Source organism: Cellulosimicrobium funkei (assembly GCF_004519295.1).
Lineage (GTDB): Bacteria > Actinomycetota > Actinomycetes > Actinomycetales > Cellulomonadaceae > Cellulosimicrobium > Cellulosimicrobium funkei.
Genome location: NZ_SOZH01000011.1, coordinates 53,879 through 71,588, shown reverse-complemented (window position 1 = coordinate 71,588; position 17,710 = coordinate 53,879). Strand labels below are relative to the sequence as shown.

21 protein-coding genes and 1 tRNA gene are annotated in these 17,710 nt (G+C 75.5%); 14 read left to right on the top strand and 8 right to left on the bottom strand.

The features are described 5' to 3' along the window. Positions 1–58: 58 nt before the first annotated feature. The 4 genes from E1O70_RS17485 to E1O70_RS17470 all read right to left on the bottom strand — a co-directional run bounded on the left by E1O70_RS17485 (position 59) and on the right by E1O70_RS17470 (position 5,025). A complete protein-coding gene (locus tag E1O70_RS17485; RefSeq protein ID WP_061267990.1) occupies positions 59–1,294 on the bottom strand; it encodes an NAD(P)/FAD-dependent oxidoreductase in 1,236 nt (411 codons plus the stop codon). A gap of 131 nt (positions 1,295–1,425) precedes the next feature. Beyond that, a tRNA-Pro gene (locus tag E1O70_RS17480) sits at positions 1,426–1,502 on the bottom strand. A gap of 224 nt (positions 1,503–1,726) precedes the next feature. Next, positions 1,727–2,707, bottom strand: coding sequence for a metallophosphoesterase (locus E1O70_RS17475; protein WP_370670914.1), 981 nt, complete (start codon positions 2,705–2,707; stop codon positions 1,727–1,729). Continuing rightward, a complete protein-coding gene (locus tag E1O70_RS17470; RefSeq protein WP_082774507.1) occupies positions 2,671–5,025 on the bottom strand; it encodes a transglycosylase domain-containing protein in 2,355 nt (784 codons plus the stop codon). Before E1O70_RS17470 ends, E1O70_RS17475 begins: the two co-directional genes overlap by 37 nt. Before the next feature lie 138 nt (positions 5,026–5,163). Here E1O70_RS17470 and E1O70_RS19980 point away from each other — a divergent pair, with 138 nt between their 5' ends. Both E1O70_RS19980 and E1O70_RS17465 read left to right on the top strand, forming a co-directional pair. Next, the gene (locus E1O70_RS19980) at positions 5,164–5,328 is read left to right on the top strand and encodes a Sp36 family protein (RefSeq protein ID WP_021481786.1); all 165 of its coding nucleotides are present in this window, start codon (positions 5,164–5,166) and stop codon (positions 5,326–5,328) included. Further along, a complete protein-coding gene (locus E1O70_RS17465) occupies positions 5,328–5,816 on the top strand; it encodes a RidA family protein (protein WP_061267989.1) in 489 nt (162 codons plus the stop codon). The genes E1O70_RS19980 and E1O70_RS17465 overlap by 1 nt, the downstream gene beginning before the upstream one ends. Before the next feature lie 85 nt (positions 5,817–5,901). On the opposite strand, the gene E1O70_RS17460 is transcribed toward E1O70_RS17465, so the two are convergent. Further along, positions 5,902–6,579 (bottom strand): Crp/Fnr family transcriptional regulator, encoded by a 678-nt coding sequence (locus tag E1O70_RS17460; RefSeq protein ID WP_047232250.1) that lies wholly within the window; start codon positions 6,577–6,579, stop codon positions 5,902–5,904. A gap of 98 nt (positions 6,580–6,677) precedes the next feature. Here E1O70_RS17460 and nth point away from each other — a divergent pair, with 98 nt between their 5' ends. Further along, positions 6,678–7,403: an endonuclease III gene (nth, locus tag E1O70_RS17455; RefSeq protein ID WP_043654712.1), complete on the top strand. Its 726-nt coding sequence runs from the start codon at positions 6,678–6,680 to the stop codon at positions 7,401–7,403. Positions 7,404–7,436: 33 nt separating this feature from the next. On the opposite strand, the gene E1O70_RS17450 is transcribed toward nth, so the two are convergent. Then, the gene (locus E1O70_RS17450; RefSeq protein ID WP_061267988.1) at positions 7,437–8,381 is read right to left on the bottom strand and encodes an alpha/beta fold hydrolase; all 945 of its coding nucleotides are present in this window, start codon (positions 8,379–8,381) and stop codon (positions 7,437–7,439) included. Beyond that, positions 8,378–9,160 carry a winged helix-turn-helix transcriptional regulator gene (locus tag E1O70_RS17445; protein WP_061267987.1) on the bottom strand — a complete coding sequence of 261 codons (783 nt, stop codon included), beginning with the start codon at positions 9,158–9,160 and terminating at the stop codon, positions 8,378–8,380. The genes E1O70_RS17450 and E1O70_RS17445 overlap by 4 nt, the downstream gene beginning before the upstream one ends. A 358-nt stretch (positions 9,161–9,518) precedes the next feature. On the opposite strand from E1O70_RS17445, the gene E1O70_RS17440 reads away from it, so the two are divergent. From E1O70_RS17440 to E1O70_RS17430, 3 genes are read left to right on the top strand one after another with little or no spacing between them, the layout of a single operon-like run. Further along, positions 9,519–10,253 carry a hypothetical protein gene (locus E1O70_RS17440; RefSeq protein WP_061267986.1) on the top strand — a complete coding sequence of 245 codons (735 nt, stop codon included), beginning with the start codon at positions 9,519–9,521 and terminating at the stop codon, positions 10,251–10,253. After that, a complete protein-coding gene (locus E1O70_RS17435) occupies positions 10,250–10,738 on the top strand; it encodes a thioredoxin family protein (protein WP_218004292.1) in 489 nt (162 codons plus the stop codon). Before E1O70_RS17440 ends, E1O70_RS17435 begins: the two co-directional genes overlap by 4 nt. Before the next feature lie 36 nt (positions 10,739–10,774). Beyond that, a complete protein-coding gene (locus E1O70_RS17430) occupies positions 10,775–11,254 on the top strand; it encodes a DUF4395 domain-containing protein (protein ID WP_061267985.1) in 480 nt (159 codons plus the stop codon). Positions 11,255–11,305: 51 nt separating this feature from the next. On the opposite strand, the gene E1O70_RS17425 is transcribed toward E1O70_RS17430, so the two are convergent. Next, positions 11,306–11,701 (bottom strand): DsrE family protein, encoded by a 396-nt coding sequence (locus tag E1O70_RS17425; RefSeq protein ID WP_061267998.1) that lies wholly within the window; start codon positions 11,699–11,701, stop codon positions 11,306–11,308. Between the two features lie 254 nt (positions 11,702–11,955). Between E1O70_RS17425 and E1O70_RS17420 the strand changes: the two genes are divergently transcribed. The 8 genes from E1O70_RS17420 to dtd all read left to right on the top strand — a co-directional run bounded on the left by E1O70_RS17420 (position 11,956) and on the right by dtd (position 17,620). Continuing rightward, entirely contained in the window at positions 11,956–12,552 is a 597-nt protein-coding gene (locus E1O70_RS17420) for a heme-binding beta-barrel domain-containing protein (RefSeq protein WP_043654723.1), read from the top strand. Positions 12,553–12,616: 64 nt separating this feature from the next. Continuing rightward, positions 12,617–13,759: a CAF17-like 4Fe-4S cluster assembly/insertion protein YgfZ gene (ygfZ, locus tag E1O70_RS17415; protein ID WP_061267984.1), complete on the top strand. Its 1,143-nt coding sequence runs from the start codon at positions 12,617–12,619 to the stop codon at positions 13,757–13,759. Continuing rightward, entirely contained in the window at positions 13,756–14,898 is a 1,143-nt protein-coding gene (locus E1O70_RS17410) for an FUSC family protein (RefSeq protein ID WP_061267983.1), read from the top strand. The genes ygfZ and E1O70_RS17410 overlap by 4 nt, the downstream gene beginning before the upstream one ends. A 64-nt stretch (positions 14,899–14,962) precedes the next feature. Then, positions 14,963–15,295 (top strand): type II toxin-antitoxin system prevent-host-death family antitoxin, encoded by a 333-nt coding sequence (locus tag E1O70_RS17405; protein ID WP_061267982.1) that lies wholly within the window; start codon positions 14,963–14,965, stop codon positions 15,293–15,295. 10 nt (positions 15,296–15,305) lie between these two features. Then, positions 15,306–15,743, top strand: coding sequence for a type II toxin-antitoxin system VapC family toxin (locus E1O70_RS17400; RefSeq protein WP_061267981.1), 438 nt, complete (start codon positions 15,306–15,308; stop codon positions 15,741–15,743). Between the two features lie 10 nt (positions 15,744–15,753). After that, entirely contained in the window at positions 15,754–16,092 is a 339-nt protein-coding gene (locus tag E1O70_RS17395) for a DUF2516 family protein (RefSeq protein WP_286185721.1), read from the top strand. Next, complete coding sequence (locus E1O70_RS17390) at positions 16,089–17,183, top strand: asparaginase (protein WP_240696757.1); 1,095 nt, start codon at positions 16,089–16,091, stop codon at positions 17,181–17,183. Before E1O70_RS17395 ends, E1O70_RS17390 begins: the two co-directional genes overlap by 4 nt. Then, positions 17,180–17,620, top strand: a complete 441-nt coding sequence (gene dtd, locus E1O70_RS17385) for a D-aminoacyl-tRNA deacylase (protein WP_061267980.1) — start codon at positions 17,180–17,182, stop codon at positions 17,618–17,620. Before E1O70_RS17390 ends, dtd begins: the two co-directional genes overlap by 4 nt. Positions 17,621–17,710 lie beyond the last annotated feature (90 nt).

Genomic DNA, 17,710 nt, shown 5'->3' with positions numbered 1-17,710 from the left:
ACGAACCGGGACCACCTGCTCGGACCGCCGGGATCGCCTGGTCGGCCGACGGAGGGCGTCAGCCGACGAACGACTCCAGCTCGGCGCGGTCGGGCGGGCCGTCGCGGTGGATCAGCGTCTTGACGTCCTCCATGCGGTCCCAGACGTTGACGGCCATGCCGGCCTCGACGCGGCCGTCCTCGAGCCAGAACGCGACGAGCTCGCGGTCCGGGACGGAGCCGGAGACCACGACCTCGTCGTAGGCGTCCGGGCCGGCGACGAAGCCGAGGTACTCCATGCCGACGTCGTACTGGTCGGAGAAGAAGTAGGGCAGCTCGGGGTAGGGGTCGGTCGCGCCGAGCATCGCGCGCGCGGCGTGCGGGCCCTGGTGGAGGGCGGTCGCCCAGTGCTCGACGCGCAGCGACCGCCCGTAGCGTGCCGAGGGCACGCTGGCGATGTCACCCGCGACGAAGACGTCGGGGTCGGTGGTCTGGAGGGTCGCGGAGGCGACGACGCCGCCCGTCGCCGAGTCGAGGGCGAGCCCGGCGTCCCGTGCGAGCCCGACGTTCGGGACCGCGCCCACGGCGACGAGCACGAGGTCCGCGTCGACATGGGTGCCGTCGGCGAGGTCCACCCCCGTGGCCCGACGACCGTCGCCGGAGATGCCCGTGACCTCCGCGCGGCGGTGGAGGTGCACGCCGTGGTCGGCGTGGACCTGCCCGTACAGCTCACCCATCTCGGGCCCCAGCACGCGCTCGAGCGGGTGGGTGCCGAGCCCGATCACCGTGACGTCCAGGCCGAGCGTGCGAGCGGACGCCGCGACCTCCAGCCCGATCCAGCCGTCGCCGACGACCGCCAGCCGCCCGACGCCGTCGTCCCGGGCCGCGCGCAGCGCCGCGGCCAGGGCGTCGCTGTCGTCGAGCGTCCGCAGCTCGTGCACCCCGGCCAGGTCGCCGCCGGGCAGGGGGATCCGGCGCGGGTCCGAGCCCGTCGCGAGCAGCAGCTTCTCGTACGACAGCGCGCGGCCGTCGTCGAGCGTCACGCTCCGCCCGGCGAGGTCGAGGGCCGTCGCCGCGGTCCCGGTGCGCAGCTCGACGTCGTGCGCGGCGTACCAGTCCGCCGCGAGCGGGAACACCGCGTCGCGCTCGGCCTCGCCGCGCAGGTAGTCCTTGGACAGCGGCGGCCGCTCGTACGGGCGGTGCGGCTCGCGCGCGACGACGGTGATCCCGCCGTCGTAGCCCTCCGCGCGCAGCGTCTCGACCGCCTTCGCCGCGGCGAGCCCTCCTCCGACGACGACGTGACGTCCAGCGCTCATGGCGACCTCCGCGGTGGTTCGGGACAGCGGACGGCCTCAGTCTCGCGCGAACCGGGGCGCACCGCCGGGGGAGCGGCGGGCGGGAGAACGACGAGAGGCCCGGGATCCTCGCGGATCCCGGGCCTCTCGGCTGGTCGGGGTGACAGGATTTGAACCTGCGACCTCTTCGTCCCGAACGAAGCGCGCTACCAAGCTGCGCCACACCCCGGTTGCTGGCCCACGTGACGGTCGACGAGGAGACCTCGTCTTCCCCGCAGGAAGCCTGCCCAGAATAGCCGACGAAGTGCCGTGCCACGAAACCCGATCCCCGTGACCCCGACGACACCCGCCAGCAAGCGCCCCCAACCACCCGCCGAGCACGGGGTCGGCGACCGAGAACCCGGGATCGCGGTCGCTGACCCCGTGCTCGGTGGAGCGGTGGGGAAGGGGGCGTCAGCGCGACGTCAGTGTGAGCAGCGTGGCCTCCGGGCGGCACGCGAACCGGACCGGCGCGTAGGGCGACGTGCCCGCGCCGGCGGAGACGTGCAGCCACGTCGAGTCCTCGCCGCCCGCGGCGTCGGGGCGAGGGCCCGGCCAGCCGTGCAGGCCCTTGGCCCGCTTGCGGTCGATGTCGCAGTTCGTCACGAGCGCGCCGAACCCGGGCACGCAGAGCTGCCCGCCGTGGGTGTGGCCCGCGAGGACGAGCTCCGCGTCGTCGTCGTGCATCTGGTCCAGGACCCGCCGGTAGGGCGCGTGCGTGACCCCGAGCCGGAGCACGCCGCCCTCCGGCGGCGCGGCGGGAGCCTGCGACGCGGGCGCGGGGAAGACGTCGCGGTCGAGGTGCGGGTCGTCGACGCCCACGAGGTCGAGGCGGACGCCGCCGACGTCGAGGACGTCACGACGGTTCGTGAGGTCGACCCACCCGGCGTCCCGCATCGCGCCGGCCATCTCGGCCGCGGGCAGGAGGCGGGCCTGCGACGTGAACGGCAGGCGGGCGTCGGGCAGGAGGTAGCGCGCGGGGTTCTTCGGGACCGGGGCGAAGTAGTCGTTCGAGCCCAGGACGAACGCGCCGGGCAGTGCAAGGAGCGGGGCGAGCGCGTCGAGCAGCGGCCCGAGCGCGTCGACGTGCGCGAGGTTGTCCCCGGTGTCGACGACGAGGTCGGGCTCGAGCTCGGCGAGCGAGCGCACCCACTCGATCTTGCGCCGCTGGGTCGGCACGAGGTGCAGGTCGGAGACGTGCAGCACCCGCAGGTCCCGCGACCCGGGCGGCAGGACGGGGACGGTCGCGTCGCGGAGCGTGAAGAGCTTCGTCTCCACGTGCGCGTACGCGACGCCCGCCACGCCGACGGCGGCCAGCGCCCCGAGCCCTCGCAGGGCCCGGCGCGCCCCGTCGGCGCTCAGCCGTTCCCCCCGCCGCCGAGCCCCTCCAGCCACGCGCCGAGGTCGCTCTCGCGGCCCGCACCGTTGCCGCGGTCGCCACGGTCGCCGCGGTCGCCGCCGTCCGCCTCGGTGTCCGGCTGGTCGGCGCCGGAGTCGTCACCACCGGGCTGCTCGGCCCCCGGGTCGCCTCCACCCTGGTCGCCGCCCTGGCCGCCCTCGGGGGTCGAGGGGGTGCTGGGCGGGGGCGTCGGGGCGTTCACGCGGCCCCAGTCCGGGTCGGCGAAGCCGGGAGCGGGCTGTCCGGCGAGGATCTGGTTCATGTAGTCGCGCCACGTCGGGGCGGCGAGGCTCGAGCCGTACCAGTACGGACGCGTCTTGCCGTTGATGGTGAAGCGCCCGTTCATCGGGACGTCGCTCTCGGCGTTGCCGATCCACACGGCCGTGACGACCTGCGGGGTGTACCCGATGAACCACGTGTGCGTGTTGTTGTTCGCCGTCCCGGTCTTGCCTGCTGCGGGGCGCCCGTCCGCGAGGGCGTTGCCGCGCCCCGAGCCCTGCGTGAGGACCTGCTGCAGCGCGTAGGTGACGGTGTTGGCGATGTTCGGGTCGATCGCTCCGGGCTGGCAGCCCGCGGAGGGCACGGGGAGCTCCGTGCCGTCGCCCGCGACGACCTTGGTGATGGCGATCGGGGAGCAGTAGGTGCCGCCGCTCGCGAAGGTCGCGTACGCGGCCGCCATGTGCAGCGGCGACGAGTTCTGCGTGCCGAGGATCATGGACGGGCGCACCTTGACCTCGCCCGCGTCCGCGAGCATCGACGGCTGGAACCCGGCGGCCTTGGCCGTGTTCGCCACGCCGCACAGGTCGAGCTGGCTCGCCATCGTCGTGTACGCGGTGTTCACCGAGTTGAACGTCGCCTGGAGGACGGACATCGAGCCGCTCCCGGGACCGTCCGAGTTGGCCGGCGTCCACTGCTCGTTGCCGAAGCGCGCGCAGCTCGCGCGGAAGTCGCGACCCAGCGTCCACGTGCGCTTGTTGGCGCTCACCGTGTCGTAGAGCGAGTGGCCCTCCTTGAGCCACTCCGCGAGCACGAACGGCTTCCACGTCGAGCCGGGCGAGAAGCCGTTCGACGACCCGTGGGCCTGGTCGACGCTGTAGTTGACCGCGGTCGTGTTCGGCGCCGGGTCCTGCGTGTTGTCGAACGCGCGGTTCTGCGCCATCGCGAGGATCTTGCCGGTGCCGGGCTCGACCGTGACGATCGCGTCCTCGATCTGGCTCGGGTCGTCGGCGGGGACCGCCGCGGCCGCGTGCTGCTCCGCCGCCGCCTGCATGGTCGGGTCGAGCGTCGTGTAGATGTCGAGGCCGCCGCGGTAGAGCAGCGCCTGGCGTTCCTCCTTGGTCGCGCCGAACACCGGGTCGGACATGATGATCTTGGTGACGTAGTCGCAGAAGAACGCGGATCCGCCGGACGCCTGGCAGCCCGCCTCGAGCGGCTGGACGTTGAGCGTGTCCGCGATGGGGGTGGCCAGCCCGGCGTCGTACTCCTCCTTGGTGATGTACCCCTGCTGGTACATCGTGTTGAGGACGACGTTGCGGCGGTTCTGGGCCTTCTCCGGGTCGGCCGTCGGGTCGTAGGTGGACGGCGCCTTGGTGATGCCGGCGATCGTGGCCGCCTGGAGGTAGTTCAGGTCGACGGCCGAGACGCCGAAGTAGTGCCGCGCCGCCGTCTCGACGCCGTACACGGAGCGACCGAACTGCGCGATGTTGAGGTAGCCCTGGAGGATCTCCTCCTTGCCCATCCTCTTCTCGAGCGAGATGGCGAGCTTCGCCTCGCGGGCCTTGCGGCCGAGCGTGTCGGCCTTGGCCTCGTGCTGCGCCATGACGTCGTCGTCGCGCACGGCCTGCTCGATGAGGACGTTCTTCACGTACTGCTGCGTCAGGGTCGAGGCGCCCTGCGTCGAGCCGCCCGTGAGGTTGTTGACGAACGCGCGCGGGATGCCCTCGACGTCGACCCCGCCGTGCTCCCAGAAGCGCTTGTCCTCGATCGCGATGACCGCGTTCTTCATGGGCTCGGAGACCTGGTCCAGCGGGACGACGATGCGGTTCTCCGTGTAGAACGTCGCGAGCCGCGTCGTGCCGTCGTTCGCGTAGATGCGCGACTGCTCGGACAGCGGGCCCGGCTCGAGGTCGGCCGGCAGCTCGTCGAACACCTCGACGGCGGTGTCTGTCGCCGTGTTCGCCCCGGCGGCGAGCGGCACGAGGAGCCCGGCCGCGAGCACGCCGCCGACGCCGGAGACCAGCACGAACGCCAGGAAGAGGGCGACGAGCTGGTACGCGTTGATCTGCCGGCCGCGAGGACGCACAGGGGAAGCCATGGTGCCAACCCTACGGGAGCACACCCGGGAGAGGCCCGGAAAGCCGCCTCTCCCGGGTGTGCGGGTTGTGTAAGCATCCCGGGACGGCGCGCCCGTCCGGCCGCGCCGCGGCCCGCGCCGTCCGACTACGCTCGCCCCATGGCAACCACGTGGGAGTACGCGACCATCCCCCTCATCATCCACAACACGAAGGCCGTCCTCGACCAGTGGGGCTCCGACGGCTGGGAGCTCGTCCAGGTCGTGACCGGCCCGGACGGCAACGGCCTCGTCGCCTACCTCAAGCGCCCCACCGGGGAGAAGTAGTGACGGGCGTCCCCGCCGGGACGGTCGCCGCGCGCCTCGCGGAGCTCGGGATCACCCTCCCGCGGGTGGCGGCGCCGGTCGCCGCCTACGTCCCCGCGGTGCGCTCGGGCCGGTACGTCCACACCTCGGGCCAGCTCCCGTTCGTCGACGGCGCGCTGCTCGCGACCGGCAAGGTGGGCGACGGCGAGGGCCTCGTCGCGCCGGCCGACGCCGCGGGCCTCGCGCGCGTGTGCGCGCTCAACGCGCTCGCGGCCGTGCACGACGTCGTCGGCAACCTCGACGACGTCGTGCGGGTCGTCAAGGTGGTCGGGTTCGTGGCGAGCGACCCGTCGTTCACGGGCCAGCCCGGGGTCGTGAACGGTGCGAGCACCGTCCTCGGCGAGATCTTCGGCGAGGCGGGGGTGCACGCGCGCAGCGCCGTCGGCGTCGCGGTCCTGCCGCTCGACGCACCGGTCGAGGTCGAGCTCGTCGTCGAGCTGGCGGACTAGCCCGCACGCCCGCACGAGAACGGGGTCGGCGACCGGGTCCGTGAGGATCCGGTCGCCGACCCCGTTCTCGTCGGCATCTCGTCGGTCAGCGTGCGCGGCGCTCCAGGCGGTCCATGTCGAGCAGGACGACGGCCCGGCCCTCGCGGCGGACCCAGCCGCGCGTCGCGAAGTCGGCGAGCGCCTTGTTCACGGTCTCGCGTGACGCGCCGACGAGCTGCGCGAGCTCCTCCTGCGTGAGGTCGTGCGCGACGCGGACGCCCTCGTCCGTCTCCTCGCCGAAGCGGGTCGACAGGTCGAGGAGCGCCTTGGCGACACGGCCCGGCACGTCGGAGAACACGAGGTCGGCCAGCGTCTCGTTCGTACGACGCAGGCGGCGCGCGAGGGCGTTGAGCAGGTGCTTGGCGACGCTCGGGTGCTTCTCGATCCACTCGACGAGCTGGTCGTGGCCGAGCTCGTAGATCACGGAGTCGGCGACGGAGCTCGCGGTGGCGGTGCGGGGGCCCGGGTCGAAGAGCGAGAGCTCGCCGAACATCTCGCCGGGGCCGAGGATCGACAGGAGGTTCTCGCGGCCGTCGTTGGAGCGGCGCCCCAGCTTGATCTTGCCGCTCGCGATCACGTAGAGGCGGTCGCCCGGCTCGCCCTCGCGGAACAGCACGTCTCCGCGCGAGAGCTCGATCTGCTGCATCGACTCGAAGAGGGTGCGCGTCTCGTCCGCGTCCATCGTCGCGAACAGGGGGGCGGAGAGCACAACGTCGTCGTCCACGCGGGGTGTCCTATCGTCTCGTCCTCGGAAATGTTCCAGGACAAGTCTGCCCTACCGCTGCAACTCGGGTGTCAGGGGCGGCGGCTACGGTGGGTTTCGTGACCACCACCGAGCAGGCCCGCGCGCGGGCCCCGAAGCCCGAGTCGCACCTCGCGCTCGTGCGGCGCGCGCGCCGCACCAACCGTGAGCTCGCGGTCACCTACCCGGACGCGCACTGCGAGCTCGACTTCACCACGCCGCTCGAGCTGCTCGTCGCGACGGTCCTCTCGGCGCAGACGACGGACAAGCGCGTGAACCTCACGACGCCCGCGCTCTTCGCGCGCTACCCGGACGCCGCCGCCTACGCGGCGGCGGACCGCGCCGAGCTCGAGGAGATCCTGCGGCCCACGGGCTTCTTCCGGGCCAAGGCGCAGTCGGTCATCGGGATCGGCCAGGCGCTCGTCGAGCGGTTCGACGGCGAGGTGCCCGCCCGACTGGAGGACCTCGTCACCCTGCCCGGCGTGGGGCGCAAGACGGCGAACGTCGTGCTCGGGAACGCGTTCGGCGTGCCGGGGCTCACCGTGGACACGCACTTCGGCCGCCTCGTGCGTCGCCTGGGGTGGACCACGGAGGAGGACCCGGTCAAGGTCGAGCAGGTCGTCGGCGGGCTCATCGAGAAGTCGGAGTGGACGATGCTCTCCCACCGGCTGATCTTCCACGGCCGGCGGGTGTGCTTCGCGCGCAAGCCGGCGTGCGGTGCGTGCACGATCGCGCGGTGGTGCCCGTCGTTCGGCGTCGGCGAGGTCGACCCGGTCAAGGCGGCCGCGCTGGTCAAGACGAGCTGAGGGTCTCGCGCGGACGGTCGGGCGAGGGCGCGGTCAGCCCGCGGGCCGCTGCGTCGTGGGGAGCCAGTCCAGGAGCAGGTCCGTCACGGTGTCCGGGGCCTCCTCGGGGAGGAAGTGCCCGGCGTCGTCCACGACCTCGAAGCGGAAGTCCGGGGCGAGCGCGGCGCCGTCGGCGTCCGCGAGGTCGCGCCGCAGCAACCCGTCGCGCGCCGCGTGCACCTGGAGGGCGGGGACCTCGACGGGGCGGCGGAGCGCGGCGAGGAAGCGGCGCCCTTCGGGACGGGGGGTGGAGCGCACGGCCCAGCGCAGCGACTCCATCGCGGTGTGCGCCGCGAACGGGATGCGCATGACGGTGCGGTACGTGTCGACGACGTCGGGCGCGAAGGGCTGCGCGGCGCCCGTCGCGAGCACGTCGGCCACGAGGTCGCCGCGGACGAGTGCGCGCTCGGGTAGCGTCGGCACCTGGTAGAACGCGAGCTGGCGCTGCGCGGCGGGCGTGAGGAGCCGTCGGGCCGACGTGTGCAGGCGTGCGGGGTGCGGCGCGGAGAACGCGGCGACCCCGGCCGTCACGGCGGGCTGGAGCGCCGCCATCGCCCAGGCGAGGCTGCCGCCGGTGCCGTGGCCCACGACGACCGCGCGCCCCGACCCGAGCGAGCGGATCACGCCGGCGATGTCACGCGTGCGCGTCGGGGCGTCGTAGCCGATCGGCGGCTTGTCGGACGCCCCGACGCCCCGCACGTCCATCGCGGCGACGCGGTAGCCCGCGGCGGCCAGCGGCTCGAGCTGGTGCCGCCACGCCCACCAGAACTGGGGGAACGAGTGGAGCAGCACGACGAGCGGCGGGCCGGGGTCCCGCACGCCGCGGTCCTCGGGACCGGCGAGCGCCACGTGGAAGCGGGCCCCGTTGGCCGGCACGAACTCGTGTCGCCAGGGGCCGTCGAGGAGGGCGGACGTGAAGTCGGAGGGGTCGGGCGTCACCCGGACGAACCTACCGGCGTCCCGGACCCGCTGTCGGCCGACGACCCGGAGCCGGCGCCGGCGGCGTCCGCTCCGGACGTCTCCGCGGCCGCCGCGGGCCGGCGGTCCTTCGGCGGGTCGAACCGGTAGCCGACGTTGCGCACCGTGCCGATGAGCTGCTCGTGCTCCGGCCCGAGCTTGGCGCGCAGACGGCGCACGTGGACGTCGACGGTGCGCGTGCCCCCGTAGTAGTCGTAGCCCCAGACCTCCTGGAGGAGCTGCGCGCGCGTGAACACGCGGCCCGGGTGCTGGACGAGGTACTTGAGGAGCTCGAACTCCTTGTACGTGAGGTCGATCGGGCGGCCGCGCAGCCGGGCGGTGTAGCCGCTCGCGTCGATCGCGAGCTCGCCCGCCGCGATCTCCTGCGGGCCGTCCTCGGCCGGACCCCGCGCGGAGCGCTCGATGACGAGGCGGAGGCGAGCCTCGACCTCGGCCGGTCCGGCACCCTCCAGCAGGAGGTCGTCGGCACCCCACTCGGCGGTCACCACGGTGAGCCCGCCCTCGGTGAGCACGAGCACGAGCGGGACCGTCAGGCCCGTGGCGTGCAGGAGCCGGCACGTGGTGCGGGCCGCGACGAGGTCGCGGCGCGCGTCCAGCAGCACGACGTCGGAGTCCGGTGCGTCGACGAGCGCCGACGGCTCCATGGGCAGGACCCGGATACGGTGCGAGAGCAGGCCGAGCGCGGGCAGCACCTCGACGGAACCGCCAGTGGCGGGGGTGAGGATGAGCAGGTCGGCCATCCGGCACCTCCTTCCGGGTCGCGGGGCGCGGGCGGCGCCCCCGGGCGTCGACGCGTGGCGACCGGGCGGGACGGACCTCTACGGGGCACGCCACGTCGTCGGCCACGTCCGCGGTCCGTGGACGGTTACCGTATCGCGTGCCGGCCGCGCGCACGGTGCGTGTCTCACATCGCGCGCGTCCGCACTCCCCGGCCGGTGACAGCGCTGCCCGGCAGCGACGCCGCGGCTCGCTCGCGAGACCGCCGCCCGGCCGCCGACGGGCAGCCGGTGAGCGGCCCGCGGCGAGTCTCTGCGACACTCTGAGGCGTGCTGCACGACCCGACGCCCTCCCGCGACCCCCGAACGGGGCGCTGACCGCGTGGACCTCTCGACCCGTGCCGTCGTGACGGCATGCCTGGCGGCGGTCGTGGCCGTCGCCGCGTTCTTCGGCCCGCTGCCGCTCACGATCGCGTCGGGCGTGCTGGCGCTGAGCGTCGCGATCGGCTGGCCGCGGCTGCTCGACATCCCCGTCCACGGCGGGACCCGGGTCGTCATCGCGATCGCCGGGCTCGGCGCCGTGGCCGCGACCGCCGCGACGCGCGGGGAGCCCGCGCTGCGCCACCTGCCCGTCGTGCTCGCGCTCTCCGTCGTCCTCGCGTTCGTCGCCGAGCTCCTGCGGCGCGACGGCCGCCCGCGTCTCGTCGAGTCGCTCATCGGCACGGTGAGCGGGATCGTCGTGGCGACGTCGAGCGCGGGCTGGATCGCCGCGGGCCGCACCGACGCGGGCGAGTCCCTCGTCGTCACGACGGCGGTCGCGCTCGCCGTGGCGTCCGCGGTGTCCGCGCTGCCGCTCGGCGGCTGGCTCAACGCCGCGCTGACGCTCGGCCTCGCGGTGCTCGCGGGCGGCGCCGTCGGCTACGTCATGCCCGATCTCGAGCTGCTGGGCGGCGTCTGGGCGGGGGTCGTCGCGGGCCTGCTCGTCGCGTCCCTGCACGCGCTCTTCGACCAGCTCCCCGAGCTGCGCGGCCGGCTGGGCGCGTTCTCCGCGACGGCGCTGCCCGTCGCCGTCGGCGGGACCCTGATCTTCGTCGTCGGCCGGGTGATCGTCGGGTGACCCCCTCGCCGCTCGCCGTCGTGCTGCTCGTCGTGACCCTCGTCGCGACGGCCGCGCTCGGCGTGTGGTGGCAGCGCCGCCAGGGCGTCGTGCGGGCCGCGCGGGAGAGAGGGCCCGCGTCGCCCGCGGCCGCCGTCGCCGGGCCCGCGCCCGTGGACTGGGCGGCGCACGGCGTCGCGCTCGCGGAGCGCCGCACGTTCGTCCAGTTCTCCGCCGAGCTCTGCGCGCCGTGCCGCGCCACCGCCCGGGTCCTGCGCGACGTGAGCGCCGCGCACCCGGACGTGACGCATCGTGAGATGGACGTCGACGACCACCTCGACCTGGTGCGAGCATTCGGCATACTGCGCACGCCGACCGCCCTCGTGCTCGACGCGGAGGGCCGCGAGGTCGCCCGCGCGAGCGGGGGCATGAACCGCGCCCAGGCGCTCGCGGCGCTCGCCGTCGCGGACCCGGGCGCGCGGCCCGCGAGCGTGCCAGGCAGCTGACCGCCGTCTCCGACGGCCCGACCGGAGGAGACCCGAGTGAGCGACCAGGCAGGCCCGGAGGCCACCGTCACCGAGCCGGGCGGCGCGCCCGCCGGCATCGACCCGCGCGGGCCGCGCGCGGGGGCGGGCATGACGGCCGTCCTGCTCGCCGTGGTGATCCTGCTCTGGACGTCGCCCGCGGCGCTCGTGCTGCTCGCCGTCGTCGCGGCGGGCTTCCTGCTCGGCACCGTCCGCGGCGCGCAGGGCACGTGGCAGGCGGCCGTCTACCGGCTGGTCCTGCTCCCGCGCATCGGCCCGACGACGGAGCGCGAGGACCCGAGGCCGCCGCGGTTCGCGCAGGCGGTGGGCCTGGTGATCACCGGCGCCGGGGTCGTGCTCGGGCTGCTCGGCGTCGCGGGCGCCGTGCCGGCCGCGGCGGCGCTCGCGCTCGTGGCCGCCGTCCTCAACGCCGCGTTCGGCCTGTGCCTCGGGTGCGAGCTGTACCTGCTGCTGCGCCGGGTCGCGCCGGCCCGCTGACGGCCCGGCGCGCGCCCGCCCCGCAGGCGAGCGCCTGCGGGCGCGGCTCGCTCAGTAGACGAGCGCCTGGGCGCCCTCGCGCAGCGCCTCCTCGACGAACACCGCCGCGCCCGCGATGCGGACGCCGGGCAGGACGTCGTCGGCCGTGATCCCGCGGCGCGCCGCGCACTGCGTGCAGACGGTCAGCGTGCCCGCGGCGAGGACCGCGTCGAGCAGGTCGGGCAGCGGCGCCGCGTGCTCGAGCTCGAGCTCCGCCGCGCGGCCCGGCACACCGAACCACGCCGCCTCGCCCGTGAGCCACACGCTCACCTCGACGCCCGCCGCGACCGCGGCGGCGGCGACGGTGAAGGCCTGGTTCGCGGCCTCGGGCCGGTCGAGCCCGGAGGTCGTCTTGACGACGAGCGAGCGGGAGCGGGGGGCGGCGGCGGGGAACGTGGAGTCGGTCACGCGGCCGAGCGTAGCCCCGCGGGTGACCACGGCCACGGCGTGCGGGCGCCGTCCGGCCGGTAGGATCGCCCGCATGAGCCCGCACACTCTCGAGCTGATCTTCCTCGGCCTGCTCCTCGCGGCGACGGTGACCATCACGTGGTTCGCCGGGTACGTCGTCTACAAGCTCTTCAAGGGCCAGCGCTGACGTCGCCGCGCGGGGCCCGTCCCCGCGCGGGCGCCGCGCGCCGCCCGACTCCGAGAGGTGGTCGCTGATGCCGTTCGAGTTCCCCGAAGGCCTCGCTCCCGAGGTGTACCCGCTCGCCTGGCTCGTCGGGAGCTGGCGCGGCGAGGGCGTCGTCAAGTACCCGGGCATCGAGGAGACGCCGTTCGTCCACGACGTCGTGTTCGACCACGACGGCGGCCCCTACCTGCGCTACGAGTCGACGCTGCGCGTCCTCGACGCCGCGGTCCCCGAGACGGTGCCCGCGGAGGGCGAGTGGCCGGAGCGTGACGAGGCCACCCTCGACGCCGCGGCCGCCGCGTCGCCCGTCTGGTCCACGGAGACCGGCTACTGGCGCGTGTCGACCGACCGGCCCGAGGGCCTGGAGGACGACCGCCACCCCCTCGAGGTCCTCGTCGCCGACCCGGCGGGTCGCGTGTCGGTGTACCTCGGCGCCGTCGGCAACGGCCGCGTGGACCTGGCGAGCGACCTCATCGCGCGCACGTCCACGGCGTCCGAGGTCACGGCCTCGAAGCGGCTCTACGGGTTCGTCGAGGGCCAGCTCCTGTGGGTGTGGGAATTGGCGGCCTTCGGTCAGCCGTTGCAGTCGTACGCGTCCGCGAAGCTGACCCGGCGCCCGTCGGCCTGACGCAGGCCACCGGGCGGCCCGAGGGCCCGCCCGGTCCGGACGCGTCGACGAAGGAGGACCACCCGTGACCACCGGTTACACCAGCCCGCTCCTGTCCCGCCACGGCGCCGTGCCCGCGACGGGCCCCGACGAGGGCGTCGCCTGGCACTACGGCGACCCGACCGGGGAGCAGCGCGCGCTGCGCACGGGCGGCGCCGTCGTCGACCAGTCGCACCTGGGCGTCGTCACGGTCACGGGCCCGGACCGGCTGAGCTGGCTGCACTCCATCACGTCCCAGGACCTCACGGACCTCGCGCCGCGCACCTCGACGGAGCTGCTCGTGCTCTCGCCGCAGGGCCACGTCGAGCACGCCGCGTCGGTCGTCGACGACGGCACCACGACCTGGCTCGTCACCGAGCGCTCGCACGCGGCCGACCTCGCCGCGTGGCTGGACCGCATGAAGTTCATGCTCCGCGTCGAGATCGCCGACGCCACGGACGAGTGGGCCGCGCTCGGCGAGCCGGTCGACGCCGAGGGCGCCGAGGACGAGCCCGTGACGTGGCGCGACCCGTGGCCGCGCGTCCTCGCGGGTGGCACGCGGTACGGCCCGCCCGAGGACGAGCACCCGGGACGCGAGCGCCCGTGGCGGCTCGTGCTCGTCCCGCGCGCGGAGCTGGCCGACGCCGTCGCGGCGCGCGAGGCCGCCGGGTGGCGCCTCGTGGGCACGTGGGCGAGCGAGGCCGCGCGCGTCGAGGCCTGGCGCCCGCGCCTCGCGACGGAGGTCGACCACCGGTCGATCCCGCACGAGACCGACTGGCTGCGCACCGCCGTCCACCTGCACAAGGGCTGCTACCGGGGGCAGGAGACCATCGCGCGCGTGCACAACCTCGGGCGTCCGCCGCGGCGCGTGGTCATGCTGCACCTCGACGGGTCGGGCCATCTGCTGCCCGCGCCGGGGGCCGAGGTCACGCTCGACGGTCGCGCCGTCGGGGCGGTCACGTCGGTCGCGCGCCACCACGAGCTCGGGCCGATCGCGCTCGCGGTCCTCAAGCGGAGCGCGCCGGTCGACGCCGAGCTCCTCGTCGACTGCGACGGGGGCGCGATCGCCGCGGCGCAGGAGGTCGTGGTGCCCGGCGAGGGCGTCTCCGTCGACCGTCCGGCCGCGCGCGGCCCGGTCGGGCGCGGCGTCACGCCGCGCGGCGAGGGCGCACCCACGAGCATGCTGTGACGTCGGGGCCGGCGCGCGGGCAGTCCCCGGGGGCGGTCGACGTCGCCCGGACGGCGTGGCGCCGACTCCTCCTGCGGGCCCGGGTCCGGCAGGGCGCGTCGCGCGTGCGCGTGGCGCTGTGGCCCGTCCTCCAGGCGTCGGCGGCTGCCGGCCTCGCGTTCGGCATCGCCCGGTACGGGCTCGGGCACACGGCCCCCTTCTTCGCGCCGGTCTCCGCGTGGATCTGCCTCGGCTTCAGCCAGGACCGTCAGCTCCGCCGCGTGCTCGAGCTCGCGGTGGGCGTCGCGATCGGCGTCGGCCTCGGGGACCTCGTGGTCCACGCGATCGGGTCGGGCTGGTGGCAGGTCGCCGTCGTCCTCGCGGTCTCGGCCCTCGCCGCACGCTTCATCGACCGGGGCGCGATGCTCACGACGCAGGCGGGCGTGCAGGCCATCGTCATCGTCGGGCTCCCGGCCGCGCAGGCGGGCGGCCCGCTCGGGCGGTGGACGGACGCGCTCGTGGGCGGCGCCGTCGCGCTCGCCGTCGCGGCGCTCACCCCGGGCGACCCGCGGCGACGCCCCCGTCTCCTCGGCGCGGAGGCGACGTCGGAGCTCGCGGGCGTGCTCGACGTGCTCGCGCGCGGTCTGCGCGGGCGCGACCCGGGGGACCTCGACGCGGCGCTGGTCAAGGGCCGGGCGTCCGAGGGCGCGCTCGAGGAGTGGCAGTCGTCCGCGACGTCCGCGCGCGAGCTCGCGCGCGTGAGCGCCGCCGGGCTGCGGCACCGGGACGAGCTGGGCGGGCTCGAGCGGCAGGCGGTGCTCGTCGACCGCGCGATGCGCAGCGTGCGCGTCCTGGCGCGGCGCGCGCGGCCGGTGGCGAGCGGCCCGGACCACCACGATCTCGACGCCGTGGCGGACCTCGTCGCCCGGTTCGGCGCCGGGGTGCACGTGCTCGCCGAGGCCGTCGGCGCGGGGCGCGACCCGGCGGTCGCGCGCGAGGTCCTCCTCGAGGTGGCCCGCAGCGCCGACCCCCACGCGCTCGGCGACGGCGACTGGCAGGTGCAGTCGCTCGTGATGCTCGTGCGGTCGCCGATCGTCGACGCCCTGGAGGCGGCGGGCGCGACGCCCGAGCAGGCGCGCGACGCGCTCCCCGAGCTCTGAGAGCGTTCGCACCCGGGACGACCGACCCCTGCACAGCGGTACCGCGGGCCGGTACGGTCGGGGCATGGAGGTCCCTGTCAGCGCGCTGCGTGCCGAGCTCAAGTCGTGGATCGAGCGGGCCAGGGACGGTGAGGAGGTCGTCATCACCGAGCGCGGCGTCCCCGTCGCCCGGCTGACCGGCGTCGCGACGGCGGACCTCGTCACCGAGCTCGTGCGCGACGGCGTCCTGGTGCCCCCGGCGGGGGAGCGCCCCGTGCACGCGGTGCCCGCGCCGGCGCTCGTCGCGGCGACGGACGGGGCACGTCCGGCGGGTCCCGACGGCCCGCGCCCGTCCGACGGCGCCCGGGCCGCCCGCGGCGGCGGGGTCGCGGCGCTCGTGCGCCGGATCCGGCGCTGAGGGTCCCGCGGTGGCCCTCGTCTACTTCGACGCGAGCGCGCTCGTGAAGCTGTGCGTCCCGGAGGCCGGCTCCGCGCTGGCGAGCCGCCTGTGGAACCGTGCCGACGTCGTCGTCACGAGCCGCCTCGCCGACGTCGAGGTCCGCGCCGCGCTCGCCGCGGGGGCCCGCGGCGGGGTGATCGACGGCTCGGCGCACGCCCGCGCGCTCGGCACCTGGGACACCCTCCGGCCCGCGCTGCACGTGGTCGAGGTGTCCGGCGCGGTCGCCGACCGCGCGTCGCGCCTCGTCTCCGCGGGGTCGATGCGCAGCAACGACGCGGTGCACGTGGCGAGCGCGCTCGCCGTCGCGCACGACGACACGGTCGTGGCCGCCTGGGACCCCCACGTCGTCACGGCGGCGCGTGCCGCCGGGCTGCGCGTGGTGCCGTGGCCGCTCGTCAGACCGTAGGCTCGTGCCCGTGGGAATCTTCGGGTCGCTGCAGTGGATCGTCTACCTCCTCCTGTCGCTGGTCGTGTTCGGGACGCAGCTCTTCGCGCTCGTGGACGCCCTCCGGCGGCCTGCGAGCGCGTTCACGGCGGAGGGCAAGCTGAGCAAGCCGATCTGGCTCGCGATCCTCGGCGTCGCCGCGGCGCTCGGATTCCTCTCGATCCCCCTCGGCGGCGGGATCAACCTCGGCTTCATCGGGATCATCGCGGTCGTCGCGGCGATCGTGTACCTCGTCGACGTGCGCCCGCGCCTCCAGCCGTACGGGAACGGGCGCGGCAACGGGTCGTCCGGCCGGCCGGGCGGCTGGTGAGCGCCGCGGTGACCGACGGCGTCCGCACCGGGGTCGCGCGCGCCGCCGTCCCGCTGGCCGAGGTCGTGCGTGGTGACCTCGTCGAGTCCGTCCACACGGGCCACCTCGTGCTGCTGGACGCCGACGGCGGCACGCTCCTCGAGCGCGGCGACGCCGGCACGGTGATCTGGCCGCGCTCGAGCGTCAAGCCGTTCCAGGCCGTCGCGATGCTGCGGCACGGGCTGCGCCTTCCGCCGCGCCTCCTGGCCCTCGCCGCCGCGAGCCACGACGGCGAGCCCGAGCACCTCGCCGGGGTGCGCGAGATCCTCGCGGGCGCCGGGCTCGACGAGTCCGCGCTGCGCAACACCCCCGACCTCCCGCTGCACCCGCCCGCCGCGCTCGCGTGGCAGGAGGCGGGGAACGGCCCGGCGTCGATCACCCAGAACTGCTCCGGCAAGCACGCGGCGATGCTCGCGACGTGCGTCGTGGCGGGCTGGGACCCGCGCACGTACCTGGAGCACGACCACCCGCTGCAGGTCGCGGTCCGGGAGGCCGTCGCGGAGGCGACGGGCGTCGCGGTCGAGCACGTCACGGTCGACGGCTGCGGGGCGCCGCTCTTCTCGACGACCGTGCGCGGGCTCGCGCGCGCCTTCGGGCGGCTCGCCGCGGCCCCGCAGCACGACCCGGGTTCCCCCGAGGCCGAGGTCGCGCACGCCATGGCGGCGTTCCCCGAGATGGTGGGTGGCACGGGCCGCGACGCGACGGTCGCGATGCGCGCCGTGCCCGGCCTGGTCGCCAAGGACGGGGCCGACGGGGTGTACGGGGCCGCGCTGCCCGACGGCCGTGCGCTCGCCCTCAAGGTGCTCGACGGCGCGTCCCGACCCCGGCCGGCGGTGCTCGCCGCCGCGCTGCGTCGTCTCGGCGCGCTCGACGTCGCGGGGGCGGACGGGCCGGCGCTCGACGCGCTCGGCGACGTGCCGGTCCTCGGTGCGGGGCAGCCGGTGGGCACGGTCCGCGCGGTGCTCGACGAGGCCGCGGCGGACGCCCTGCAGGACCGGCCGCACGGCCCCTCGGCCGACACCGCGCGGCACGCCGACGGGGGTCGGCCGTGAGGGCCGTCGTCCAGCGCGTGACGCGCGCGAGCGTGCGCGTCGTGGCCGACGACGGGACGGCGGAGGTCGTCGGCGCGATCGACCGGCCGGGCCTCCTCGCGCTCGTCGGCGTCACGCACGACGACGGCGACGCGCAGGTGGAGACGATCGCGCGCAAGATCGCCGAGCTGCGGATCCTCGCGGGGGAGCGGTCCGTGCTCGACGACGGCGCGCCCGTGCTCGTCGTCAGCCAGTTCACGCTCTACGCGGACACGCGCAAGGGCCGTCGGCCGTCGTGGAACGGCGCGGCGCCCGGTCCTGTCGCGGAGCCGCTCGTCGACGCGGTCGTCGAGGCGCTGCGCGCCCGCGGGGTCGAGGTGGCGACCGGGCGGTTCGGCGCGCACATGGCGGTCGACCTCGTCAACGACGGCCCGGTCACGCTGATCCTCGAGGCCTGACGCGGCGTCGTACGGGCTGTCCCGTACGGGGCCTGCGTACGGAGGACCGCGTACCCCGCGCGTCGCGCGTGACGCGAAGAGTGTGGGAAG